Source organism: Micromonospora sp. WMMD735, from assembly GCF_049178995.1.
Lineage (GTDB): Bacteria > Actinomycetota > Actinomycetes > Mycobacteriales > Micromonosporaceae > Micromonospora > Micromonospora wenchangensis.
The window spans coordinates 3,015,961-3,040,263 of sequence record NZ_JBMHMJ010000002.1 but is presented as its reverse complement, the minus strand read 5'-3'; the positions used below and the strand labels follow the sequence as shown (position 1 = coordinate 3,040,263).

General features: G+C 72.0%; 21 protein-coding genes, 1 tRNA gene and 1 pseudogene. 16 read left to right on the top strand and 7 right to left on the bottom strand.

The window, feature by feature from the left end:
- The first annotated feature begins 8 nt into the window (after window positions 1–8).
- Window positions 9–479 (top strand): RrF2 family transcriptional regulator, encoded by a 471-nt coding sequence (locus tag ACN268_RS12730; RefSeq protein ID WP_421483389.1) that lies wholly within the window; start codon window positions 9–11, stop codon window positions 477–479.
- A 228-nt stretch (window positions 480–707) separates the two neighbouring features.
- A complete protein-coding gene (locus tag ACN268_RS12725; protein ID WP_421483388.1) occupies window positions 708–1,784 on the top strand; it encodes a sulfite exporter TauE/SafE family protein in 1,077 nt (358 codons plus the stop codon).
- Window positions 1,785–1,858: 74 nt separating this feature from the next.
- On the opposite strand, the gene ACN268_RS12720 is transcribed toward ACN268_RS12725, so the two are convergent.
- Complete coding sequence (locus ACN268_RS12720) at window positions 1,859–3,337, bottom strand: pyridoxal-dependent decarboxylase (protein ID WP_421483387.1); 1,479 nt, start codon at window positions 3,335–3,337, stop codon at window positions 1,859–1,861.
- 209 nt (window positions 3,338–3,546) lie between these two features.
- On the opposite strand from ACN268_RS12720, the gene ACN268_RS12715 reads away from it, so the two are divergent.
- Window positions 3,547–5,847, top strand: coding sequence for a cellulose binding domain-containing protein (locus ACN268_RS12715; protein ID WP_421483386.1), 2,301 nt, complete (start codon window positions 3,547–3,549; stop codon window positions 5,845–5,847).
- 199 nt (window positions 5,848–6,046) lie between these two features.
- On the opposite strand, the gene ACN268_RS12710 is transcribed toward ACN268_RS12715, so the two are convergent.
- Together ACN268_RS12710 and ACN268_RS12705 are read right to left on the bottom strand one after the other, a co-directional pair.
- Window positions 6,047–7,057 (bottom strand): LLM class flavin-dependent oxidoreductase, encoded by a 1,011-nt coding sequence (locus tag ACN268_RS12710; RefSeq protein ID WP_421483385.1) that lies wholly within the window; start codon window positions 7,055–7,057, stop codon window positions 6,047–6,049.
- A gap of 251 nt (window positions 7,058–7,308) precedes the next feature.
- The gene (locus ACN268_RS12705; protein WP_145920916.1) at window positions 7,309–7,788 is read right to left on the bottom strand and encodes an Lrp/AsnC family transcriptional regulator; all 480 of its coding nucleotides are present in this window, start codon (window positions 7,786–7,788) and stop codon (window positions 7,309–7,311) included.
- 118 nt (window positions 7,789–7,906) lie between these two features.
- On the opposite strand from ACN268_RS12705, the gene ACN268_RS12700 reads away from it, so the two are divergent.
- Window positions 7,907–9,100, top strand: coding sequence for a trans-sulfuration enzyme family protein (locus ACN268_RS12700; RefSeq protein WP_421483384.1), 1,194 nt, complete (start codon window positions 7,907–7,909; stop codon window positions 9,098–9,100).
- A gap of 33 nt (window positions 9,101–9,133) precedes the next feature.
- On the opposite strand, the gene ACN268_RS12695 is transcribed toward ACN268_RS12700, so the two are convergent.
- Entirely contained in the window at window positions 9,134–9,262 is a 129-nt protein-coding gene (locus ACN268_RS12695) for a hypothetical protein (protein ID WP_421483383.1), read from the bottom strand.
- A gap of 653 nt (window positions 9,263–9,915) precedes the next feature.
- Window positions 9,916–9,999: transfer RNA gene (locus tag ACN268_RS12690), tRNA-Leu, on the bottom strand.
- 96 nt (window positions 10,000–10,095) lie between these two features.
- Between ACN268_RS12690 and ACN268_RS12685 the strand changes: the two genes are divergently transcribed.
- The 12 genes from ACN268_RS12685 to ACN268_RS12630 all read left to right on the top strand — a co-directional run bounded on the left by ACN268_RS12685 (window position 10,096) and on the right by ACN268_RS12630 (window position 23,527).
- Window positions 10,096–10,719, top strand: coding sequence for an ANTAR domain-containing response regulator (locus ACN268_RS12685; protein WP_088643111.1), 624 nt, complete (start codon window positions 10,096–10,098; stop codon window positions 10,717–10,719).
- Between the two features lie 328 nt (window positions 10,720–11,047).
- Window positions 11,048–12,226 carry a hypothetical protein gene (locus ACN268_RS12680; protein WP_421483382.1) on the top strand — a complete coding sequence of 393 codons (1,179 nt, stop codon included), beginning with the start codon at window positions 11,048–11,050 and terminating at the stop codon, window positions 12,224–12,226.
- 273 nt (window positions 12,227–12,499) lie between these two features.
- Window positions 12,500–13,660: a branched-chain amino acid ABC transporter substrate-binding protein gene (locus tag ACN268_RS12675; protein ID WP_421483381.1), complete on the top strand. Its 1,161-nt coding sequence runs from the start codon at window positions 12,500–12,502 to the stop codon at window positions 13,658–13,660.
- 102 nt (window positions 13,661–13,762) lie between these two features.
- Window positions 13,763–14,713 (top strand): branched-chain amino acid ABC transporter permease, encoded by a 951-nt coding sequence (locus tag ACN268_RS12670; RefSeq protein ID WP_088643114.1) that lies wholly within the window; start codon window positions 13,763–13,765, stop codon window positions 14,711–14,713.
- Window positions 14,710–15,855 (top strand): branched-chain amino acid ABC transporter permease, encoded by a 1,146-nt coding sequence (locus ACN268_RS12665; protein ID WP_421483380.1) that lies wholly within the window; start codon window positions 14,710–14,712, stop codon window positions 15,853–15,855. Before ACN268_RS12670 ends, ACN268_RS12665 begins: the two co-directional genes overlap by 4 nt.
- Window positions 15,848–16,693 carry an ABC transporter ATP-binding protein gene (locus tag ACN268_RS12660; protein WP_421483379.1) on the top strand — a complete coding sequence of 282 codons (846 nt, stop codon included), beginning with the start codon at window positions 15,848–15,850 and terminating at the stop codon, window positions 16,691–16,693. Before ACN268_RS12665 ends, ACN268_RS12660 begins: the two co-directional genes overlap by 8 nt.
- A complete protein-coding gene (locus tag ACN268_RS12655; RefSeq protein WP_204926046.1) occupies window positions 16,683–17,393 on the top strand; it encodes an ABC transporter ATP-binding protein in 711 nt (236 codons plus the stop codon). The genes ACN268_RS12660 and ACN268_RS12655 overlap by 11 nt, the downstream gene beginning before the upstream one ends.
- 30 nt (window positions 17,394–17,423) lie before the next feature.
- Entirely contained in the window at window positions 17,424–18,329 is a 906-nt protein-coding gene (locus ACN268_RS12650; protein WP_421483378.1) for an ABC transporter substrate-binding protein, read from the top strand.
- A 6-nt stretch (window positions 18,330–18,335) separates the two neighbouring features.
- Window positions 18,336–19,322 carry an amino acid ABC transporter permease gene (locus ACN268_RS12645; protein ID WP_357759954.1) on the top strand — a complete coding sequence of 329 codons (987 nt, stop codon included), beginning with the start codon at window positions 18,336–18,338 and terminating at the stop codon, window positions 19,320–19,322.
- A 68-nt stretch (window positions 19,323–19,390) separates the two neighbouring features.
- Window positions 19,391–20,143 carry an amino acid ABC transporter ATP-binding protein gene (locus ACN268_RS12640; protein WP_363652066.1) on the top strand — a complete coding sequence of 251 codons (753 nt, stop codon included), beginning with the start codon at window positions 19,391–19,393 and terminating at the stop codon, window positions 20,141–20,143.
- 72 nt (window positions 20,144–20,215) lie between these two features.
- Window positions 20,216–22,924 (top strand): DNA polymerase I, encoded by a 2,709-nt coding sequence (gene polA / locus ACN268_RS12635; RefSeq protein ID WP_421483377.1) that lies wholly within the window; start codon window positions 20,216–20,218, stop codon window positions 22,922–22,924.
- A gap of 42 nt (window positions 22,925–22,966) precedes the next feature.
- Complete coding sequence (locus ACN268_RS12630; protein ID WP_421483376.1) at window positions 22,967–23,527, top strand: isochorismatase family protein; 561 nt, start codon at window positions 22,967–22,969, stop codon at window positions 23,525–23,527.
- Window positions 23,528–23,657: 130 nt separating this feature from the next.
- Here ACN268_RS12630 and ACN268_RS12625 read toward each other — a convergent pair.
- Window positions 23,658–24,002 (bottom strand): annotated as a pseudogene (locus ACN268_RS12625) (DUF3140 domain-containing protein); the annotation flags it as partial.
- Window positions 23,989–24,207, bottom strand: a complete 219-nt coding sequence (locus ACN268_RS12620) for a DUF2945 domain-containing protein (RefSeq protein ID WP_421483375.1) — start codon at window positions 24,205–24,207, stop codon at window positions 23,989–23,991. The pseudogene ACN268_RS12625 and the gene ACN268_RS12620, both read right to left, overlap by 14 nt.
- Between the last annotated feature and the right edge of the window lie 96 nt (window positions 24,208–24,303).

Below are 24,303 nucleotides of genomic sequence, written 5' to 3'. Positions count from 1 at the left end.
TTGCGGCCATGCGCCTCTCCGCCCGGGTCGACTACGCACTGCGTGCGGCGGCCGAACTCGCGTCGGTCGCCGACGGCGCGGACTCCGGCCGGTCCCGTCCGGTCACCGCCGAGCAGATCGCTCGGTCGCAGGACATCCCGCCGAAGTTCCTGGAGAGCATCCTGCTGCAGTTGCGCCGGGGCGGCATCGTGCACGCCCAGCGGGGCCCGGAGGGCGGCTACTGGCTGGCCCGGCCCGCGGTGGAGATCTCCCTCGCCGAGGTGATCCGGGTGATCGACGGTCCGCTGGCCCACGTCCGGGGGCAGCGTCCCGAGCAGCTCGGCTACCACGGCGCGGCCCGCGCGTTGCAGGAGGTCTGGATCGCGCTGCGGGCCAGCGAACGGGAGATCCTGGAGCAGGTCACCATCGCCGACGTGGCGGCCGGGGTGCTGCCGGGCCGGATCACCGAGCTGGCCGCCGACCCGCGCGCCTGGAGCTGACGCCCCCGGGCCGTACCCGGCCCGCCGGACCTGCCTGCCGTACCGGGCCCGCCGGACCTGCCCACTGCACCCGGTCTGCCGGCGTCTGACCTGGTCTGCGGGGTTCAGGCCGGGGCGTCCCGCTGCGCCGGACCCGTCCCACCCACCGATCTGGGGGTTGACCGGGGAGCGTCCCGTGCCGCATTCTCGACCAAGTCGATAGGAGATGCCGAAAAGTTCGGAGGGCTCGTGCGCAAGCTTCTGATCCTCGCTCTGGTCGGGTTGGCCGCGCAGCTCGTCGACGGCGCGCTCGGCATGGCGTACGGGCTGACCTCGTCGACCCTGCTGCTCTTCGTCGGGGTCGCCCCGGCCGCCGCCTCGGCGTCGGTGCACCTCGCCGAGATCGGCACCACGCTCGCCGCGGGTGTCGCCCACTGGCGGTTCGGCAACGTCGACTGGCGGGTGGTGACCCGGATCGCCCTGCCCGGCGCGGTCGGCGCGTTCGTCGGGGCCACCTTCCTCAGCTCCATCTCCACCGAGAACGCCGCCCCGTGGATGGCCGGCATCCTGTTCACCCTCGGCGCGTACCTGCTGGTGCGCTTCTCCCGGCCGCTGCGCCAGCGTTCCGGTGCCGGGCGGCTGCGCGGCCGGTTCCTCGGCCCCCTGGGCCTGGTCGCCGGCTTCGTCGACGCCACCGGCGGCGGGGGATGGGGCCCGGTGGCCACCCCGGCACTGCTGGTCTCCGGTCGGATGGAGCCCCGCAAGGTGATCGGTTCGGTGGACACCGCCGAGTTCGTGGTGGCCGGAGCGGCCAGCATCGGCTTCCTGATCGGCCTGGGCAGCGAGGGCTTCCTGCTGCCGACCGTCGCGGCGCTGCTGATCGGCGGCCTGATCGCCGCGCCGGTGGCCGCCTGGCTGGTGCGGATCGTCCCCGCCCAACTGCTGGGCGCGACCATCGGCGGGGTGATCGTGCTGACCAACGCCCGCATCCTGCTCAAGGCCGGTGACGCCGGCTCGACCGTCCGCCCGGTTGTCTACGTGCTGCTCGCCGTGGGCTGGGTGGTCGCCCTGACGTTCGCCGTCCGGGCGCTGCGCCGCACCCGCCGGGCCCGCGCCATCGTCGACGCCGCCACCGCCACCGCCACCGCCACCGCCACTGCCGCCGCCGCCACCGCCACCGCCACTGTCGCCGCCACCGCCGACACGCCCGCCGTCGGTGCGACGCCGTCGCCGGACACCGCGGCTGCCGTCGTCGGGGCCGGAGCCGTCGCCGGGTCCGCCCCGGTCGGGGCCGACGACGACCGGCTGGCCGTCGTCGAGCGCTGAACCCCGACAGGGGTACGCCGCCCGCCACACTGACCGTCGCACCCCGCCGGTGACCCGGCACGGGGCGGCGACGGTCACCCGGTAAGCGCGCCGCCCGGGGCGGGTCCGGACGGGGCCGGGTGCCCGGCGAGCAGGTCGGTCGCCGCCGCCGACAGCAGCGCCCAGGCCCGGTCCACGTGCTCCGGCCCGGTCAGCGGCGAACCGACGGCCAGGCGCAGGGTGTACCGGCCGTTGACCCGGGTGTGGGTCAGGTAGACCTGTCCGCTGTCGTTGACCCGGGCCAGCAGCGCCGCGCCGGCCTCGTCACCGGCCCGCAGCCGGAACGTGACCAGGGAGAACGGGTGCGGGGCGGCGAGGGCGAACCGGTCGTCGGCGCGGACCAGGCCGGCGAACCGGTCGGCCAGGGCGATCCCTGCGCGCAGGTGCGCACGCAGTCCCTCGACGCCGTACCAGCGCAGGACGAACCAGAGTTTCAGCGCCCGGAACCGGCGGCCCAGTGGCACCTGCCAGTCCCGGTAGTCGATCACCGCACCGGACTCGCTCGCCGCGTTGCGCAGGAACTCCGGCATGACGGTCAGCGCCTCGATCAGCTCGCCCCGGTCGGCCACCCAGAAGGCGTCGCAGTCGAAGCCGGTGAGCAGCCACTTGTGCGGGTCGAAGCAGTACGAGTCGGCGTGCTCCACCCCGGCGTGCGTCCAGCGCAGCTCGGGGCAGACCGCCGCCGCCCCGGCGTACGCGGCGTCGACGTGCAGCCACACGCCGTACCGGGCGCAGATCGCGCCGATCTCCGGCAGCGGGTCGACGGCGGTGGTGGAGGTGGTCCCGATGGTCGCCACCACGATGGCGGGCACCACGCCTTCGGCCAGGTCCGCCTCGATCGCCGCGCGCAGCGCCGCCGGCCGCATCGCCTGGGTCGTCGGGTCCACCGCGACGGTCCGCACGCCCGCCTCGCCGAGCCCGGCGATGCGGGCCGCCTTCTCGATCGAGGAGTGCCCGTGCGCCGAGGTGTACGCCCGGTAGCGGCGGTCGACGCCGGCCTCCCGCCAGCGTCCGCCGCTGGCCCGGTGCAGGGCGGCCAGGGTGGCGACCAGGGTCGCCGAGGAGGCCGAGTCCTGGATGACGCCGCCGCCGGTGCCGGTGGAGCGGAACCGCGCGGGCAGGTCCATCAGGTCGGCCAGCCAGTCCAGCACGACCGTCTCCAGTTCGGTGCCGGCCGGGTTGGTGGCCCAGAGCATGCCCTGGCTGCCGAGGCCCGAGCTGACCAGGTCGGCCAGCACGCTGGGGCCGCTGGTGTTGGCCGGGAAGTAGCCGAAGAAGCCGGGGTGCTGCCAGTGGGTGACCCGGGGCGCGATGATCGCGTCCAGGTCGGCCAGCATCGCCGCGACCGGCTCACCGTGCGTGGGTGGGCCGGCCGGCAGGGCGGCGGTGACCGTGCCGGGCGGGTCCTGCGGGGTGACCGGGCGTCGGTCCAGCGTCCGCCAGTAGTCGGCGACCCAGTCGACCACCGCGTACCCGGCGCGGCGGAACTCCTCGGGGTCCATGTGCTCAGCCATCCGCCGAGTCGATCAGGTGGGCCGGCCGGGAGCAAGAGCGGGTACGGCTTGTGCGGGCGGAAAGCGTTGTCCTACGATCCGACTGCGCGGAGTCGAACTATGGATGTCGATGCAAAGGCGTCCGTCACCACCGTCAGCGCGGCGTCATCCCGCCGGTCCGGGCAGGCCGGCTCCGCCACCGTGCGCTGACCTCCGCGAAAGGCGTTTCCGTGCACCTGAGCCCCACCCGTCGACGCGCCGCGCTGCTCGCCGCCGCCGCGGCCACCACCCTCGCCGCCGGCACCCTCACCACCGTGACGGCCTCGGCCGCCGCCGCCGGCTGCCGGGTCGACTACAAGATCAGTAGCCAGTGGGGCGGCGGCTTCGGCGCCGACGTCCTCGTCACCAACCTCGGTGACCCGATCAACGGCTGGACGTTGACCTGGTCCTACACCGCCGGCCAGCAGGTCACCCAGGCGTGGAACGCCACGGTCACCCAGTCCGGGGCGCAGGTCAGCGCCAAGGACGCCGGTTACAACGCCGCGCTGGGCACCAACGGCACCGCGAACTTCGGCTTCAACGCGTCGTGGAACAACGCCAGCAACCCGACGCCTGACAGCTTCGCCCTCAACGGCACGACCTGCACCGGCGGCACCGCGCCGACCACCGCGCCCCCGACGACCGCGCCGCCGACCACGCCCCCACCCACCACGCCACCCCCGACGACACCACCCCCGACGACACCGCCACCGACCACGCCCCCGCCGACCGACCCGCCGGCCGGGGCCAAGCAGTTGGAGGATCTCGACCGGGGGCTGATCAGTGTCCGCTCCGGCAACGGGAACCTGGTCTCCTGGCGGCTGCTGGGCACCGAGACCTCCGGGGTGTCGTTCAACCTCTACCGGGGCTCCACCAGGGTCAACGCCACACCGATCACCGGCGCCACCAACTACCTGGACAGCGGGGCGGCGGCCGGCTCGGCGTACACCGTGCGGGCCGTGGTGGGCGGTGCCGAGCAGGCGGCGTCCGCACCCGCCCTCCAGTTCGCCAACGGCTACCTGGACGTGCCGATCCAGCCGCCGGCCGGCGGCACCACCCCGGCCGGGGAGGCGTACAGCTACTCGGCCAACGACGCCAGCGTCGGTGACCTCGACGGCGACGGCGACTACGAGATCGTGCTCAAGTGGGACCCGTCCAACGCCAAGGACAACAGCCAGTCCGGCTACACCGGCAACGTCTACGTCGACGCGTACACCCTGACCGGCAGCCGGTTGTGGCGCATCGACCTGGGTCGCAACATCCGTGCCGGGGCCCACTACACCCAGTTCCAGGTGTACGACTACGACGGCGACGGCAGGGCCGAGGTGGCGATGAAGACCGCCGACGGCACCCGCTCCGGCACCGGTCAGCTGATCGGCTCGTCGTCGGCGGACTACCGCAATTCCAGCGGCTACGTGCTGTCCGGCCCCGAGTACCTGACCATGTTCAACGGGCAGACCGGCGCGATCGCCTCCACCGTCAACTACGACCCGCCGCGCGGCACCGTCTCCTCCTGGGGCGACTCGTACGGCAACCGGGTCGACCGGTTCCTCGCCGGCACCGCCTACCTGGACGGTCAGCGGCCGTCGCTGATCATGGCACGCGGCTACTACACCCGCGCGGTGATCGCCGCCTGGGACTTCCGCAACGGCGCGCTGACCAAGCGGTGGACGTTCGACTCCAACGCCTCCGGCAACTCCGCCGCCGCCGGCCAGGGCAACCACCAGCTCTCGGTGGCCGACGTCGACGCCGACGGCCGGCAGGAGATCGTGTACGGCGCGGCCACCATCGACGACAACGGCCGGCTGCTCTACTCGACAGGCAACGGTCACGGCGACGCGCTGCACGTCGGTGACCTGGACCCGGGCCGCTCCGGCCTGGAGGTCTTCAAGGTCGACGAGGACGCCAGCAAGCCCAGCTCGTACTTCGCCGACGCGCGCACCGGCCAGATCATCTGGAAGACCGCGGCCAACGGCGACAACGGCCGGGGCGTCTCGGCGGACATCTGGGCCGGCAGCCCCGGCGCCGAGTCGTGGTCGTCGGCGGTCGACGGGCTGGCCAACACCCGGGGGCAGAACATCGGCCGCAAGCCGTCGTCGGCGAACTTCCTCGCCTGGTGGGACGGCGACCCGGTACGGGAACTCCTCGACGCCACCAAGATCGACAAGTACGGCACCGGCGGCGAGACCCGGCTGCTCACCGGCAGCGACGTGGCCTCCAACAACGGCACCAAGTCGACCCCGGCGCTGTCCGGCGACATCCTCGGCGACTGGCGCGAGGAGGTGATCTGGCGCACCAGCGACAGCCGGGCGCTGCGGATCTACAGCACGCCCACGCCGACCAGCACCCGGATCTACACGCTGATGCACGACGCCCAGTACCGCGCGGCGATCGCCTGGCAGAACACCGCCTACAACCAGCCGCCGCACCCGGGCTTTTTCATCGGTGACGGCATGCCGACCCCGCCCACGCCCAACATCTACCTGCGCTGACGGTGCGGGCCCGGCATCAGCCGGGCCCCCACAAAAGCAGGCACCGGGTCGCCAGCCGCGGAATCCGCTCAGCTGGCGACCCGGTGCACCACACCGCAGCACCCCCGACCCGTCCCGACCGGGAGTGCCGTACCACCACCGGTAATGAAGTTAGAGGTCGTCCGCAACGGTGGGGTGACGTGGCTATGAAGAGCGTGTTTCAGACGCCCCGGGAGAGCCCGCCGACCACCTTCTCGGCCACCAGCTCGAACGAGCGCACCCGGTCGGCCACGTCGTACACCATGGTGGTGAGCATCAGCTCGTTCGCGCCGGTGCGGTCCAGCAGCTCGGTGAGCTGCCGGCGGACCGTCTCCGGTGAACCCATCGCCTGACCGTCGCGGCGCTGCAGCACGAACTCCCGCTCCAGCTCCGTGTACGGGTACCGGGCGGCGTCCTCGGGGCTGGCCAGCGGCTCCGGCCGCCCCGAGCGGAGCTTGAGGAACGACAGCCCGGCCGGCCCGGACAGCCACTCGGCCCGCTCGTCGGTGTCGGCGCAGACCACGTTCACCGCCACCATCGCGTACGGCTCGCTCAGCCAGCGCGACGGGCGGAAACTCTGCCGGTAGAGCTGGAGCGCGGGCAGCGTGTGCTGGGAGCTGAAGTGGTGCGCGAACGAGAACGGCAACCCGAGCAGCCCGGCGAGCTGGGCGCTGAACCCGCTGGAGCCGAGCAGCCAGACGGCGGGGGACTGGCCCAGCCCCGGGCTGGCGGTGATCGCGCCCGGGTCGTCGCCGCTGAAGTAGTTCATCAGGTCGGCCAGCTCCCGGGGGAAGCCCTCCGCCGACAGCCCCTCCATCGTGCGCCGCAGCGCCAGCGCGGTCCGCTGGTCGGTGCCGGGGGCCCGGCCGATGCCCAGGTCGATCCGGCCCGGGTGCAGCGCCTCCAGGGTGCCGAACTGTTCGGCGACCACCAGCGGCGCGTGGTTGGGCAGCATCACCCCGCCCGAGCCCAGCCGGATCGTGGTGGTGTGCGCCGCCAGGTGGGCGAGCAGCACCGCCGGGGCGGAGCTGGCGATCGCCGGCATGTTGTGGTGCTCGGCCACCCAGAACCGGCGGTAGCCCAGTTCCTCGGTCCGGCGGGCCAGCTCGGTGGTGTGCCCGAGCGCCTCGGAGGCGGTGGCCCCGGCGGCGACCGGAGCAAGATCAAGAACAGACAACGGTACGTCGATCACACCTGTGCCCAACCCGTCCCGGCCCGGACTTGTTCCCTGGTCGAGCCCGGTCCGTGGTCCGGGACCGTGCCCGGCCCGGGCCCGGGGGAGGCGGACATCGCAACATCAGCGATGTCGCGGCATCAGGCGCTGCGGATACCGCAACATCGCTGCCGTCGAGTCGATCTCGGCGGGCGAGCGGGCGAGCGGGTGGGGCGAGCGGGCGGACCGTGGCCGGCCGGCGGGCGGGCGGTGGCCGGCGGGTGACGGGGTCAGCCCCGACCGCGGGCCTGCTCGAAGATCAGGCTGGTCTGGGTGTGCTGCACCGCCGGGTCCACCGCCAACTGGTCCAGGACGAAGTCGCGCAGCGCGTCACCCGACGCCGCCCGGACGTGCAGCACGTAGTCCTCCGCGCCCGCCACGTGGAACACCGACACCACCCCGGGCAGCCGTACCGAACGGGCCCGGAAGGCGTCCACCGCGGCCCGCTCGTGCGCGGTCAGCCGGACCGACACCAGCGCCTGCAACGGCAACCCCACCGCCGCCGGGTCCACCTCGGCGTGGAAGCCCCGGATCGCCCCGCAGTCCCGCAGCGCCCGGGTCCGGGTCAGGCAGGTCGACGGGGCCACCCCCACCCGTTCGGCGAGGGCGTTGTTCGGCAGCCGGCCGTCGGCGGCCAGCTCGGCCAGGATCGCGCGGTCGACGTCGTCCAGGGTGGCGAAGGGTCGTACATCGTTCGGTGCGGAGGGCATCCCCGCATCCTTCCGCGAATCCGAGCACAGGAATAGCTGCCCCGCCAGAATATCGTTCGAAAGTCTTGCCTTTCGTCATGCTGATGTTCGAGGCTTCCGGCATGACGGCGGCTACGGCATGAACCCCATCACCAGCGTCGGGGCGACCCTCGACGACACCTCCCCGGACACCCGGGCCGTGCACGCCGGCCGGGACGATCTCGCCGCCCTCGGGGTGCACGTACCGCCGATCGACCTGTCCACCACCAACCCGCTGCCGTCGGTCGAGGCCGGCGGCGCGGCCTACGAACTGCTCGCCACCGGTGGCACCCTCCCGCCCGGCGACAGCGCCGTCTACCAGCGCCTGTGGAATCCCACCGTGGCCCGCTTCGAGACCGCGCTGGCCACCCTCGAAGGCACCCCGGCGGCGGTCGCCTTCGCCAGCGGCATGGCCGCGCTCACCGCGGCCCTGCTCGCGGCCACCCGGGACGGCCGCCGGCACGTCGTCGCCGTCCGTCCCCTCTACGGGGGCACCGACCACGTGCTCGCCACCGGCCTGCTCGGCACCGAGGTCAGCTGGGCCCGTCCCGACGAGGTCGCCGCCGCCGTACGGGCCGACACCGGGCTGGTCGTCGTGGAGACCCCGGCCAACCCCACCCTCGACCTCGTCGACATCGCAGCCCTGGCCGCAGCCGTGGGCGACGTCCCGCTGCTGGTCGACAACACCGTCGCCACCCCCGTGCTCCAGCAGCCGGCCCGGCACGGCGCCGCGCTCGTCCTGCACAGCGCCACCAAGAGCATCGGCGGGCACGGCGACGTGCTCGCCGGCGTGGTGGCCTGCGACGTCGACTGGGCCGCCCGGTTGCGCCAGGTGCGCGCGGTCACCGGCGCGGTGCTGCACCCGCTCGGCGCGTACCTGCTGCACCGGGGCCTGCAGACGTTGCCGCTGCGGGTCCGCGCACAGCAGGCCGGCGCGGAGAAGCTGGCCCTGCGGCTCGCCGGGCACCCGGCCGTCGCGCGGGTCCACCACCCCTCGGTGCACGACCCGGCCGGGCTGGTCGGCCGGCAGCTCGCCGGCACCGGGAGCCTGCTCGCCGTCGAGGTACGCGGTGGCGCACCGGCCGCCGCCCGGGTGGCCGGGGCCTGCCGGCTGATCACCCACGCGGTGTCGCTGGGCGGGGTGGACACCCTGATCCAGCATCCCGCCTCGCTGACCCACCGGCCGGTGGCCGGGGAGGCGAAGCCGGGCGACGGGCTGCTGCGGATCTCGGTCGGCCTGGAGGACCCCGAGGACCTGTGGACCGACCTGGCCCGCGCGCTCGCGGCGGGGTGAGCGTCCGGTGGGGCGGTCGGCCCTGCTGACGGGTCAGTGCTTGGAGCCGACGTGGCCGTCCAGGGTGGCGACCGCCGCCCGCCGCGCCACCGACAGGCAGTTGCGGCGGTTCATCGTCCAGGCGACACCGATCAAGTCGAGTGCCCACTGGCAGAGACCCATGATGTGGGTGGACTCGTTGCTGAAGTGGTAGCGCGGGTAGACGTACGGTCGGCCCCCGCACGGTCACCCGGTTGTCCACCCGGCAGCCGTCGGAGTGGAACAGACCCCGCAGGAAGTCGCCCGGCTGGCGCTGGACGATCTCGCGTTGCCAGTCGGCCAGGCCGATCCGGCGTTCGTGCTTGCGGCCCGGCCCGTGCTGGGGAAACAGGCACGGCCAGTGCCGGCCGTAGCTCTGCACGCCGACGCAGCCCTGCTTGCGCACCCGCTGCACCGTCGTGGCGAGCACGGCCCGCATGGCCAGGTCGCACGCGTCGACCAGCCCCGGCCAGGCGGCGGCACAGTAGATCCGCAGCACCGGCACCCGGGCCGTCGTCACCAGGTGGCCGTCGCCGAGGTGCAGGCCGAGGAGATAGGCGTACGCCGCCGGGTCGGCCGGACCGTCGAGCCCGTCCCGGCACCGGAAGCACCGCAGCTCGGTGCCCCGCTGCCGCGCCTCGGGACGGTCGTTGCACCAGTGCCAGACGGTGCGGTAGGGAAGGCCGACGGCACCTGCCGCGTCGGCGACCGAACCGCCGGCGCGGTGCACCTGCCGGGCGCGGGCCCGGATCTCTGGTGGATGCACCGGGGCATCATCGAACAGGTGTGTGACAAGGTGCCGGGAGCGGGACTCGAACCCGCACGCCTGTTAAGGCAAATGCTTTTGAGGCATTCATGTCTGCCGATTCCATCATCCCGGCGTCACCCCGAGGGGCGCGTGGCTCACTGTACCCGACTAGGCTCATGCGGGAGCATGGGTGGTAGCCGGTGTGGGATCGATGGTGGGGGTAGGGCTGGTGGCCGAGACGCAGACGGATGCCGAGCGCAGGCGGGTGCTGATCGCCGAGGACGAGGCGCTCATCCGACTGGACCTGGCCGAGATGCTGGTCGAGGAGGGTTACGAGGTCGTCGGCGAGGCCGGTGACGGCGAGACCGCCGTCCGGTTGGCCGAGGAGCTCAAGCCCGACCTCGTCATCCTCGACATCAAGATGCCGATCATGGACGGCCTGGCCGCCGCCGAGCGGATCGCCGGCGCCCGGATCGCCCCCGTAATCATCCTGACCGCGTTCAGCCAGCGTGACCTGGTGGAACGGGCGCGGGCCGCCGGTGCGATGGCCTACCTGGTCAAGCCGTTCCAGAAGAGCGACCTGGTGCCGGCGGTGGAGATCGCGCTGTCCCGCTACTCCGAGATCGCCGCCCTGGAGTCCGAGGTGGCCGGCCTCACCGACCGGCTGGAGATCCGCAAGACCGTCGAACGCGCCAAGGGCGCGCTGATGACGACGTACGGGATGACCGAGCCGCAGGCGTTCAAGTGGATCCAGCGCACCGCGATGGACCACCGGATGACCATGAAGGAGGTCGCCGAGCGGATCCTCGCCGAGACCGCCGGTGGCGAGATCGCCGAGCAGCCCACCTCCTGACCCGTCGGCGCACCGGTCGCCGATCGGTCCGTCTTTCCTCCCCGCCCGGCGGCCCACCCTGTCCGGTCGACGCGGCGGCCCGCTCCGAACCGGCGGACGAATCCGCCCCGACGGTCGTCCGGTCCGTCCTGACGTCGACCGGTGAAGGCGCGGTCCGGCACACGCCGGTGACCACCGGGAGCAGCAGGGCGCACCACGGCGTACCGGTCGGCCGGTGGCCGCCGCCCCCGATCGCCCGGCTCCCGTCTCCGGACCGGTCGGGCCGGCCGCCGGTCGGGCGGCCCGACCCGCCCCCCCACGGCGGGGCTCCGCTGCCTAGCATCGATGCATGTCTGCCCGGCGCGTGCTCGTGGTGTGCGCTCTGTTGGTCCTGGTGGTCGCCGGCTGCGACCGGAACGGAACCGGAAACGACGAGGCCGGCCCGGGTGGCGGGCGGTCGGCGGCGGTCGAGCCGGCCTGGCGGGAGGCGACCCTGCCCGCACCGCCCGGTCCGGCCGGCCGGCTGGTGCTGCGCGACGCGGTCTCCTGCGCCGGGGTCTGGTTCCTGGTCGGCGGGGTCGTCGACCCCGCCGGTGGGAGCCGCCCGGCGGCCTGGTCCAGCGCGGACGGTGCCACCTGGGTGCCGATGCCGGTCGCGGCCAGCACGTTCTACGGCCGGCAGCACGTGCTCTACGCGGCGGCCTGCGCCGGAGACCGGGTGGCGGCGCTGGGTGCCAAGAACGGTGGGGTGCACGGCAACCCGCGTACCGGGACCTGGGTCCGCGACGGTGCCGGCCCGTTGCGGGAGGTGCCGGCGGCGTTCGAGCTGTTCGGCGGCCCCCGCGCGGTCAGCGTGGTCCGGCTGGCGGCCGGTGCGCAGGGCTGGTTGATCGCGGGTGCCCGGGCCGACGGCGCGGCGGTCTGGACGTCGCCGGACGCGGGCGGGTTCACCCTGGCCGAGGGGTTGCCGGAGCTGGCCGGGGATGCCCGGGGGCGGACGGCGGCGTACGACGCGGTGGCGCTGCCGGCGGGTTGGCTGGTGGTCGGGTCGCTGCTGCCGGCGGCCGGCTCGGCGCTGCGGCCGATGGCGTGGACCTCGGTCGACGGGCGCTCCTTTCGGCGGGCGGAACTGCCGGTGCAGGACGGCCGGGGGCGGGCGGAGCGGGTGGTGCTGCGCGACGGCGTGCCGGTGGTGGTGGGGGCGGTTTCCGACGGTTTCGCCGTGTGGCGGGCCGACGACGGGGTGCGGTGGCGGCGGGTCGGCGGGTTCGGGGCGACCGGGCCGGGCGTGCTGTCGGTGGTGGGGCTGACCGTGGTGGGTGGCGCGCTGGTGGCGGTCATCGGTGACGGTGCCGGTCGCGCTACGTGGGTGTCGACCGACGGTGGGGTGTCGTGGCGCTCCGTCCGGGTGCCGCTGACGGTGGTCGATGGCGGTGACACCGCCCTGACGGTGGCCGGCGGCGATGATCGACTGTTGCTGCTGGCCGACGACGGCCGGGCCTCTCATGCCTGGTGGGGGCGGGTTTGAGTGGCTATAGGCGGGGGCGGTGGGCGGTGCCCTCCCGCACCTTCGAATGGAAAGTGAAGATCCCTCAGATCTGACGGTTCTTACAGCGATCGTTTCGAATCCGCCACGGCGTGTAACGGTTCGATCAACCCCGCTTGCTGGGGCTTACGTCGCAGCTTCCCGGTGGGATAACGTCCCGGCCCAGACCGGCGACGACGGTCTGGTTCGTCCGCCCCCGCAAGGGCCAATAGGCAGCGGGTGGTTCGGACCATGCGACGGAGGAGGGTTCCGGCCTTGAGGCAGAAGCTCGCACGCGTGATCGGTGGAGTCGCCATGCTGGCGCTCGTCGCCGGCGGCACCGCTTGCTCCAGCGGCAGCGACGACGAGGCGTCCGGTGGGGACGGCTGCGGTAGCAAGATCGCGTTCTTCGGCGCGCTGACCGGCAGCTCGGCGGCGCTGGGCATCAACGAGAAGAACGGCGTCAAGCTCGCCGTCGAGAAGTACAACAAGGAAAACGCCGACTGCAAGGTCGAGCTGGCCGAGCTGGACTCGCAGGGCAGCCCGGACCAGGCCCCCGGTCTGGCCCAGAAGGCCATCGACGACAGCAAGCTCCTGGGCATCGTCGGCCCGGCCTACTCGGGCGAGTCCGAGGCCGCCGGCCCGCTGTTCAACGAGGCCGGCCTGGTCACCATCACCCCCTCCGCCACCCGCCCCAGCCTCGCCCAGCAGGGCTGGAAGACCTTCTTCCGGGCGGTCGGCAACGACCTGAGCCAGGGCCCGGCGGCCGGCACCTACATCAAGAACGTGATGAAGGCCGACAAGGTCTACGTCATCGACGACCAGTCCGCCTACGGCGCGGGCCTGGCCGACGAGGTCAAGAAGGTCCTCGGCAGCGCGGTCGTCGGCTCGGACAAGGTCCAGGGCGAGGGCAAGCAGACCGAGTTCTCCGGCGTGGTGACCAAGGTCAAGGCCGCCGGCGTCAAGGCCGTCTTCTTCGGTGGCTACTACCAGGAGGCCGGCCTGATCCGCAAGCAGCTCACCGCTGCCGGGGTCACCGCCCCGCTGGTCGTCGGTGACGGCTCCAACGACCCGGCGTACATCACCACCGCCGGTGCCGCCGCCGCCGAGGGCACCATCCTCACCTGCCCGTGCGCGCCGGCCGCCGAGGCCCGTGGCACGTTCGTCGAGGAGTTCAAGGCGCTCAACGGCGCCGACCCGGGCACCTACAGCGACACCGCCTACGACGCCGCGAACATCCTGCTCGCCGGCATCAAGGCCAAGAAGACCACCCGCGCCGACCTGCTGGAGTTCGTGAAGAGCTACAACGGCGAGGGTGTCGCGTCGAACTACAAGTTCGTCGAGGGCGGCGAGCTGGACCCGGCGCAGGTCAAGGTCTGGGCGTTCAAGGTCCAGGGCGGCAAGGTCGTCCCCGACCAGGAGATCCCGAAGGCCTGACCACGGTCGCTGCGAGCGATTGACGACAGATCGCGGGTGCGGCCGGGAGCTCGCTCCCGGCCGCACCACCTGTTTCTCCACACCTGACGGAGCGGCCCTCCCGTGAACTTCGACGGACTGTTCTCCAACTTCGGGGAACTCACCACGACCGGCCTGACACAGGGTGCGATCTACGCCCTGGTCGCGCTCGGCTACACGCTGGTCTACGGCGTACTCAGACTCATCAACTTCGCTCACTCCGAGGTCTTCATCGCCGGCGCGTTCGCCGCCATCTGGACCTGGAACGGCTTCGGCCTCGACCAGGACTCCCAGGTCAGCGGGGTCGGCTCGATCCTGTTCTACCTGCTCGTCGCGATGATCGTCGCGGCCATCGCGTCGGCCGGCACGGCGACCGTGATCGAGCGGGTGGCGTACCGGCCGCTGCGCAAGCGCAACGCGCCGCCCCTGGCCTTCCTGATCACTGCGATCGGCGCGTCGATCGCGATCTCGGAGGCGTTCGGCATCTGGACCCGTCGGCGGCCCGAGGGCGCACCGATCCTGATCAGCCAGAAGCCGCTGTTCCACCTCTTCGGGGTGCCGATCGACGGGGTGCAGTTGCTCACCCTCGGCGCCGCGCTGGTGATGATGGTCGCGCTTGACCAGTTCATCAACCGCAGCCGGGTCGGCCGGGGCATCCGGGCGGTCGCCCAGGACGCCAACACCGCCGCGCTGATGGGCGTGAACAAGGACCGGATCATCCTGATGGTCTTCATCGCCGGTGGCACCATGGCCGGCGTCGCCGGCCTGCTCTACGACGTACGGATCCAGAGCCTGACCTACAGCGTCGGCTTCCTGCTCGGCCTGAAGGCGTTCACCGCCGCGGTGCTCGGCGGTATCGGCAACCTGCGGGGCGCCCTGGTCGGCGGCCTGCTGCTGGGCGTGGTGGAGAACTACGCCTCGGGGCTGTTCGGCAGCGAGTGGAAGGACTTCGCCGCCTTCGCCGTGCTGGTGGTGCTGCTGATGTTCCGGCCGACCGGTCTGCTGGGCGAATCGCTGGGAAGGGCACGGGCATGACGACGACGGTTAATCCGCCGACCCCCGAGCAGCAGCAGGGGATCGGGACACGGCTGCGGCACGGCCGCGAGGCCATCGGGCAGCGGTGGCACGACGCGCCGCGCTGGGTGCGCTGGGCGGCGCTGGCGGCGCTGATCGCGTTCTTCTACGCGCTGCCCAACAAGGAGTTCTACCAGTACCTGGGGCCGATCCCGACCACGGGCTCCAACTTCACCCAGGTGCTCTTCACCGTCTCGATCTACGTGCTGCTCGCCGTCGGGTTGAACATCGTGGTCGGCTTCGCCGGCCTGCTCGACCTCGGCTACTTCGGCTTCTTCGCCGTCGGCGCGTACACGGTGGCGGTGTTGACCTCGCCGAGCAGCGACCTCAAGACGCTGTGGCCGTGGCTGCTGGTGGTGCCGATCGCGATCGCCCTCACCATGGTCTCCGGCATCATGCTCGGCACCCCCACCCTGCGGCTGCGCGGTGACTACCTGGCGCTGGTGACGCTCGGCTTCGCCGAGATGATCCGGATCGCGGCGGTCAGCTCCGAGTTCCTCAAGGGCCAGCGGGGCTTCAACCAGATCCCGCACCCGCCCGGCAAGTACGCCGACGGCAAGCCGTTCTTCGGGGTGCTCGACGCCCGCCCGTACTACTGGCTGGTGCTCACGCTGATCATCCTGGTGGTGATCGGGGTGCGGAACCTGACCCACAGCCGGGTCGGCCGGGCCTGGATCTCGATCCGGGAGGACGAGGACGCCGCCCAGTTGATGGGCGTGCCGACGTTCAAGTTCAAGCTCTGGGCGTTCGCCTCGGGCGCGGCGATCGCCGGCCTGGCCGGTGCGCTCTTCGCCGGCAAGCAGAACTTCGTCAACTCGCAGAACTTCGAGCTGCTCAACTCGATCATCATCCTGGCCGCGGTCATCCTGGGCGGCTCGGGCAACATCGTCGGCGCGATCGTCGGCGGCGGTCTGGTGGCGTACATGATCGAGCGGTTCCGCGGCATCGAGCTGTTCGGCGTGGAGCTGTACGAGTACCGGTTCCTCTTCTTCGGTCTGGTGCTCGTGGTGATGATGATCTTCCGGCCGCAGGGCCTCATCCCGAACCGACGACGGGCGGCGGAGTTCAAGGACCGTCGCAAGGAGGTGATCGTCGGTGAGTGACACCGAACAGACCCCGGCCGTTCCGGCCCAGGCGGGCGCGCCCGCCGTCGAGACCGTCCCCGGGCGGGAACCGCTGCTGGAGGTCGACCACGTCACGCTGCGCTTCGGCGGCGTGGTGGCGCTCAACGACGTCGACTTCACCCTCTACAAGGGCGAGATCCTCGGGCTGATCGGCCCGAACGGCGCCGGCAAGACCACCTGCTTCAACGCGATGACCGGCATCTACCAGCCCAGCGAGGGGCAGATCCGGTTCCGCGGCGAGAAGATCAGCGGCAAGAAGCGGCACCAGATCACCAAGATGGGCATGGCGCGGACGTTCCAGAACATCCGCCTCTTCCCGGAGATGACCGCGCTGGAGAACGTGCAGGTCGGTGCCGACGCGCACCACAAGACCAGCGTGGTCTCGGCGCTGTTCCGGCTGCCCCGGCACTGGCGCGAGGAGCGCGAGGGCCGGGAGAAGGCCGAACGGCTGCTGGAGTTCGTCGGCATCCGGCCCCGGATGCACGAGTTCGCCCGCAACCTGTCCTACGGCGAGCAGCGTCGGCTGGAGATCGCCCGGGCCCTGGCCACCGACCCGGTGCTGCTCTGCCTGGACGAGCCGGCCGCCGGCTTCAACCCGGCGGAGAAGGAGGAGCTGCTCCAGCTCATCCGGCAGATCCGCGACACCGGCGTGACCGTGCTGCTGATCGAGCACGACATGCGCCTGGTCATGGGCGTCACCGACCGGATCGTGGTGCTGGAGTTCGGGAAGAAGATCGCCGAAGGGCTGCCCGCCGAGGTGCGGGACAACCCGAAGGTGGTCGCGGCGTACCTGGGGGTACCGGACGATGCTGCTTGAGATTGACGACGTCAGCCTGCTGTACGGGCGCATCCAGGCGCTGCACGGGATCAGCCTGACCGTGGGGGAGGGCGAGATCGTCGCCCTGATCGGCGCGAACGGCGCCGGCAAGTCCACCACCATGCGGGCGGTCTCCGGCATCCGGCCGATCGCCTCCGGGGCGATCCGCTTCGAGGGCGAGGACATCTCCAAGCTCCGGGCGGACCTGCGGGTCCGGCGGGGGCTGTGCCAGGCCCCGGAGGGGCGCGGCATCTTCCCCGGCATGACCGTGCTGGAGAACCTCGACATGGGCGCCTACACCCGGCGGGACCGGGCGGGCATCGCCCAGGACCTCAACCGGGTGCTGGAGCTGTTCCCCCGGCTGGCCGAGCGGCGCAAGCAGGCCGGCGGCACCCTCTCCGGCGGCGAGCAGCAGATGCTGGCCGTCGGCCGGGCGCTGATGAGCCGGCCCAAGCTGCTGCTGCTCGACGAGCCGTCGATGGGTCTGGCCCCGATGCTGATCCAGCAGATCTTCTCCATCATCACCGAGATCAACGAGCAGGGCACCACGATCCTGCTGGTGGAGCAGAACGCGCAGCAGGCGCTCGCCCGGGCCCACCGGGCGTACGTGCTGGAGACCGGCCGCATCGTCAAGAGCGGCACCGGCGCGGAGCTGCTGCACGACCCGTCGGTCAAAGAGGCCTACCTCGGCGTGGCCTGACCGTCGCCCCCCTCGCAAAGGAGTACTGCCATGTTCCACCTCACCCCTGGTCGGCGGGCGGCGTTCGGCGTCGCCGGCGCGACCGCCCTGCTGCTCTCCCTCGCCGCCTGTGGCGAGGAGGAGAGCACCGAGCAGCCCGGCGGCGGCCCGTCGGTCAGCGCGTCGGCCGACACCTCGCTGGCCGACAAGGTCCCGGCCGCGATCAAGGCCGACGGCAAGATCGTCGTGGGCACCGACTCGACGTACGCCCCGGCGGAGTTCCTCGACGCCGACGGCAAGACGGTGATCGGCTTCGACGTCGAGCTGTTCACCGCCGTGGCGGCCAAGCTCGGCCTCAAGGCGGAGTTCGTCTCCGCGCCGTTCGGCGACATCATCTCCGGCGTGAGCACCGGCAAGTACGAGGTCGGCGTCTCGTCGTTCACCATCAACGACGAGCGCAAGCAGCAGGCCAACATGGTCAGCTACTTCCAGGTCGGCACCCAGTGGGTGACCAAGAAGGGCAACCCGGCCGGCGTCACGATCGACGACGCCTGCGGCAAGAAGATCGCCGTGCAGAAGGACACCGTCCAGGTCGAGGACATCCAGAAGCGCTCCAAGACCTGCACCGAGGCCGGCAAGCCGGCGATCACCGTCGAGCAGTTCCCCGGCCAGGACGCCGCCACCGCCGCGGTGGTCTCCGGCAAGGACGACGCGATGCTCGCCGACTACCCGGTCGGGGTGTTCGCGGTGACCCAGTCCAACGACGCCCTCGAACTGCTCGACAAGCAGTACGAGGCGGCCCCGTACGGCTACGTGGTCGGCAAGGACCAGGCGGCGTTCGCCGAGGCGGTGCGGGACGCGACCAAGGCGCTGATCGCCGACGGGTCGTACAAGTCGGTGCTGGACAAGTGGAAGGTGGCGGACGGCGCGATCACGGACCCCGCGATCAACCCGTAACAGGTCATGGAATCCCACGACACTTCCACCGTACGGGCGCGGCCGGAGCCTCTCCGCGCCGTGCCCGTACGGCACCCGGGGCGCTGGGTCGCGGTCGCCGTGCTGGCCGTGCTCGTCGCCATGTTCGTCCACCTGCTGGTCACCAACGACGCCTTCAACTGGTCGTTCATGGTGGACAAGATGTTCCGTCCGCCGATCATCGAGGGGCTGCTGCGCGGCACGGTGCTGATGACGGTGAGCGCGATGCTCATCGGCGTCACGCTGGGCGTGGTGGTGGCGGTGATGCGGCTGTCGGACAATCCGATCCTGCGCGGGGTCGCCTGGCTCTACACCTGGTTCTTCCGGGCGGTGCCCCGGCTGGTGCTGCTGGCGGTCTTCGGCAACATCGGCATCCTGTGGAGCCGGATCGAGTTCGGGGTGCCGTTCGACACCCAGCTCGGTCAACTCTTCGGCATCGACAACCTGCAACTGCGGCTGTTCGGTTTCTCCTCCCGGGACATCCTCACCGGCTTCATGGCCGGCCTGCTGGGATTGGCGCTGTCCGAGGCGGCCTACATGGCCGAGATCGTCCGGGCCGGCATCCAGTCGGTCGACGAGGGGCAGACCGAGGCGGCCCAGGCGCTGGGCATGAGCCGGGGTCAGCTGCTGCGCCGGGTGGTGCTGCCGCAGGCGATGCGGGTGATCATCCCGCCGACCGGCAACGAGACCATCGCGATGCTCAAGGACACCTCGCTGCTGCTCTACGTGCCGGTGAGCGTGGAGCTGTTCTTCCAGCTCGACGCGGTCGGTAAGCGGACCTTCCAGATCTTCCCGATGTATGTGGCCGCCTGCCTCTGGTACCTCTTCCTGACCAGCATCCTGCTGGTCGGGCAGTACTTCCTGGAGCGGCACTTCGGCAAGGGCTACGGTCCGGCCGGCCGGGCCCGGCTGCGGTTGCGCGGGATGGCGGCGGAGACCGGTGGCGGCAACGCGGGAACGGTGGGTCCGGCATGAGCGAGCTGATTCCCGGCCAGCCGGGTGCGCCCGCTGCGGAGCCGGGCCGGGCCGGCGAGTCCGGGCTGATGGTGCAGGCCGAGCAGGTGCACAAGTCGTTCGGGTCGCTGGAGGTGCTCAAGGGCATCGACCTTCAGGTGCGGTCGGGCGAGGTGTGCTGCCTGCTGGGGCCGTCGGGCTCCGGCAAGTCGACCTTCCTGCGCTGCATCAACCACCTGGAGAAGATCAACGCCGGGTCGATCCGGGTGGACGGCGAGCTGATCGGCTACCGGGAGCGAGGCGGCCGGCTGCACGAGATGCGGGAGAAGGAGGTGGCCGCGCAGCGTCGTTCGATAGGCATGGTGTTCCAGCGGTTCAACCTCTTCCCGCACATGACGGTGCTGGGCAACGTGACCGAGGCCCCGGTGCTGCTGGGCCGGGAGAAGAAGGCGGCGGCCCGGGAGCGGGCCGCGCAGCTGCTGGAGCGGGTGGGGTTGGGCGACAAGCTCGGCGCGTACCCCGGGCAGCTCTCCGGCGGGCAGCAGCAGCGGGTGGCGATCGCCCGCGCGTTGGCGATGCGGCCGAAGCTGATGCTCTTCGACGAGCCGACCAGCGCGCTCGACCCGGAACTGGTCGGCGAGGTCCTGGACGTGATGAAGGACCTGGCCCGGGACGGGATGACCATGATCGTGGTGACCCACGAGATCGGTTTCGCCCGGGAGGTCGGCGACACGCTGGTCTTCATGGACGGCGGCGTGGTCGTCGAGTCCGGCGACCCGCGCGAGGTGATCGCCAACCCGCGGCACGAGCGGACCAGGACGTTCCTCGCCAAGGTGCTCTGAGTTCCGGGCCACCCCCGGCGTCGGCCGTGCCGCCGCCGGGGGTTGTCGGGGGTACGGACTAGAGTCGCTGCCGTGACAGCTACGACGCCGCGCCTGCTCCTCGTCGACGGACATTCCCTGGCATACCGGGCTTTCTTCGCCCTGCCGGTGGAGAACTTCTCCACCACGACCGGGCAGCCGACCAACGCGGTCTACGGCTTCACCTCGATGCTGATCAACGTGCTCCGCGACGAGCAGCCCACCCACATCGTGGTCGCCTTCGACGTCTCCCGCCGCTCCTTCCGCACCGAGAAGTACGCGGAGTACAAGGCCGGCCGCAGCGAGACCCCGGCCGACTTCAAGGGCCAGGTCAGCCTGGTCAAGGAGGTCCTCGACGCGCTGCGCATCCCGGTCGTCGAGCGGGAGGGCTACGAGGCCGACGACGTCATCGCCACCCTCGCCTGCCAGGCCCGCGACCAGGGCATGCAGGTGCTGATCAGCACCGGCGACCGGGACGCCTTCCAGCTCGTCGGCGACGACGTCACCGTGCTCTACCCCCGCAAGGGCGTCTCCGACCTGGCCCGGATGGACCCGGCGGCGATCGAGGCGAAGTACGGCGTCGGCCCGCAGCGCTACCGCGACCTGGCCGCCCTGGTCGGCGAGACCAGCGACAACCTGCCCGGCATCCCCGGCGTCGGCCCGAAGACGGCCGCCAAGTGGATCAACACCTACGGCGGGGTCGAGGGCGTGATCGCCCACGCCGACGAGATCAAGGGCAAGGCCGGCGACAGCCTGCGCGAGCGGCTCGCCGACGTGATCCGCAACTACGAGATCAACTGCCTGGTCTCCGACCTGGAGCTGCCGGTCCGCCCCGAGGACGCCCGCTGGCAGGGCTGGGACCGCGAGGCCGTGCACCAGGTCTTCGACACCCTCCAGTTCCGCATCCTGCGCGACCGGCTGTATCAATACCTGGAGGCGGTGGAGCCGGAGGCCGAGGCCGGCTTCGACCTGGCCGGCGAACGGCTCACCACGGCCGGCGCGCTCGTCGACTGGCTGGCCGCGCACGTCTCCGCCGGCACCCAGGTCGGCGTCGCGGTGAAGACCCCGGCCAAGCCGAAGGACCCCCGCGAGCGCTACGAGCCGCAGCTTGAAGCGCTGGCCCTCGCGCTGGCCAGCGGCCCGGCCGCCTGGCTCGACCCGGCGACGCTGGCCGAGGCCGACGAACGCGCCCTGGCCGACTGGCTGGCCGACCCCGCGCAGCCCAAGGTGCTGCACGACAGCAAGCACGCCCGGCTGGCGTTCGCCGCGCGGGGCTGGTCCCTGGCCGGTGTCGCCCGGGACACCGAGCTGGCCGCCTACCTGGCCCGTCCCGACCAGCGCTCCTACGACCTGACCGACCTGGCGCTGCGCTACCTGCACCGCGAGCTGCGGGTCGACGCGCCGGAGACCGGTCAGCTCACCTTCGACGGGCTCGGTGACGACGGCGAGGCCGAGCAGAACCTGATGCTCCAGGCGCGGGCCACCCTGGACCTGGCCGACGCGATCGACGCCGAGCTGTCCCGCGACGGTGAGCAGTCCGCCCGGCTGATGGCCGAGGTGGAGCTGCCCCTGTCCGAGGTGCTGGCCGGGATGCAGCGCGTCGGCATCGGCGCCGACCTGGACTACCTCCACGAGTTGGAGGCGCACTTCGCGGGCGAGGTGAAGTCCGCCGCCCAGGGCGCGTACGCCGCCGTGGGGCGGGAGTTCAACCTCGGCTCGCCCAAGCAGCTCCAGGAGCTGCTCTTCGGGGAGCTGGGGTTGCCCAAGACCAAGAAGATCAAGACCGGCTACACCACCGACGCCGACGCGCTCCAGTGGCTCTACGCCCAGAACCCGCACCCGGTGCTGGAGCACCTGCTGCGCCACCGGGACGTGGCGAAGCTCAAGACCACCGTCGACGGCCTGCTCAAGTCGGTCGCCGACGACGGGCGCATCCACACCACGTTCAAGCAGACAGTGGCGGCCACCGGTCGGCTCTCCTCCACCGACCCCAACCTCCAGAACATCCCGATCCGCACCGAGGAGGGCCGGCGCATCCGCCGGGCGTTCGTGGTGGGCGACGGCTACCAGACCCTGCTCACCGCCGACTACAGCCAGATCGAGATGCGGATCATGGCGCACCTGTCGTTGGACGAGGCGCTGATCGAGGCGTTCAACTCCGGCCACGACTTCCACGCCGCGACCGCCTCGTCGGTCTTCACGGTCCCGGTCGGCGAGGTCACCGCCGACCAGCGTCGCAAGATCAAGGCGATGAACTACGGCCTCGCCTACGGCCTGAGCGCCTTCGGCCTGTCCCAGCAGCTCGGCATCACCGCCGACGAGGCCCGGGGGCTGATGGACAACTACTTCGCCGGCTTCGGCGGGGTGCGCGACTACCTGCACGAGGTGGTGGCCCGCGCCCGCCAGGACGGCTACACCTCCACCGTCCTGGGTCGCCGCCGCTACCTGCCCGACCTGGTCAGCGACAACCGGCAGCGCCGGGACATGGCCGAGCGGATGGCGCTCAACGCCCCCATCCAGGGCTCGGCCGCCGACATCATCAAGGTCGCCATGCTGCGCGTCGACACCGCGCTGCGCGACGCCGGGCTGCGGTCCCGAATGCTGCTCCAGGTGCACGACGAGCTGGTCTTCGAGGTCGCCCCCGACGAGCGGGAGGCGTTGGAGACGCTGGTCCGGCAGGAGATGGGGGCGGCCTACCCGCTGTCGGTGCCGCTGGAGGTCTCCGTCGGCGCGGGCCGGGACTGGAACAGCGCCGACCACTAGCCAGCCCTCGCACGCCACGCACCGGCCCGACCAGGGGGAGACATGAGCACACTCGCCGACCGCCCGCACACCGCACTGCTCGTCGTCGACGTGCAGAACGGGGTCGTCGCCGGGGCGTACCGGCGTGACGACGTGGTCGCCAACGTGGCCGCCCTGGTGCGGCGGGCCCGCCAGGAGGGGGTGCCCGTCGTCTGGGTGCAACACTCCGACGCCCGCCTCGTCCCCGGCGGGGACGACTGGCGGATCGTCCCCGAGCTGGTTCCGGCCGACGCCGAACCGCTTGTCGAGAAGCTCTACGGCGACTCCTTCGAGGACACCGCGCTGGAGTCGGTGCTGGCCGGGCTGCGCGTCGGGCGGCTCCTGGTGGTCGGTGCGCAGACCGACGCCTGCGTCCGGTCGACCCTGCACGGCGCGTTCGTCCGGGGCTACGACACCACGCTGGTCAGCGACGCCCACACCACCCAGGACCACACGCGGTGGGGCGCGCCGCCACCCGAGCAGGTCGTCACGCACACCAACCTCTACTGGACGCACCAGCAGGCCCCGGGGCGCACGGCGGGCACGGTCGCGACGAAGGACGTCGACTTCGCCACGACGGCCTGACCCCACCCTGTGCCGTCGCGGCGGGCCCGCCGGGCCCGGCCGCGGCATCTGGCCCGGCCGGTACCTGGCCCGGCCGGTACCTGGCCCGGAGGTAGGCCCGGCGCGCTCAGTGCCGGGCCTGCGGCGGTCAGCGCAGCGGGTCGTGGCCCCAGTTCATCAGCGACCACCGCCACTTCGTGTCCCGCACGTCGCCGGCCGGTCGCTGCGCCAGGTGCCGGTGCACGTAGCCGATCACTGTGCGCATGTGCCGGTAGTCGGCGGCGGACAGCTCGGCCCGCTTGCGACGCAGCAGGTCGACGATCCGCCGGCCCGACGAGTGTCCCACCGACTCGCCGCCGCCGGCCCGGCCGCCCTTGTGCCAGCCGACCTGTTTGGACTCCGGCGTCTGCAACCAGGACGCCAGCTCACCCGGTTTCATGTTCACCGCCTCGGTGAACTCCCGGTAGGTCTGCTGCGGGTCGTCAGCTCGGCTCACGACGCAACGCCTCCGGCCGGTGGGCGACGTCGCGTCCCGAGTCGTCGTTGCGGATGCGGTACCGCGGGTCGTCAGGCGCGGCGTTCACCGTGCGCCCCCGGACGTGCGTGCGTTCGGTCAGCTCCTCCTGCACCACACCGTGGGCGCGACCGCTGTGGCTGGCCCAGGAGACGTAGTCACCCTGCTGGAACCGGTGCTCGGCCATGGCCGGCGGGTACCCGACGGCACCGCCCCGAAACAACGCGCCCGGCCGGCCGGCGATGCCGGCGGGCCGCGTGCGGGGCCGGTCCGGTGCCGCCGG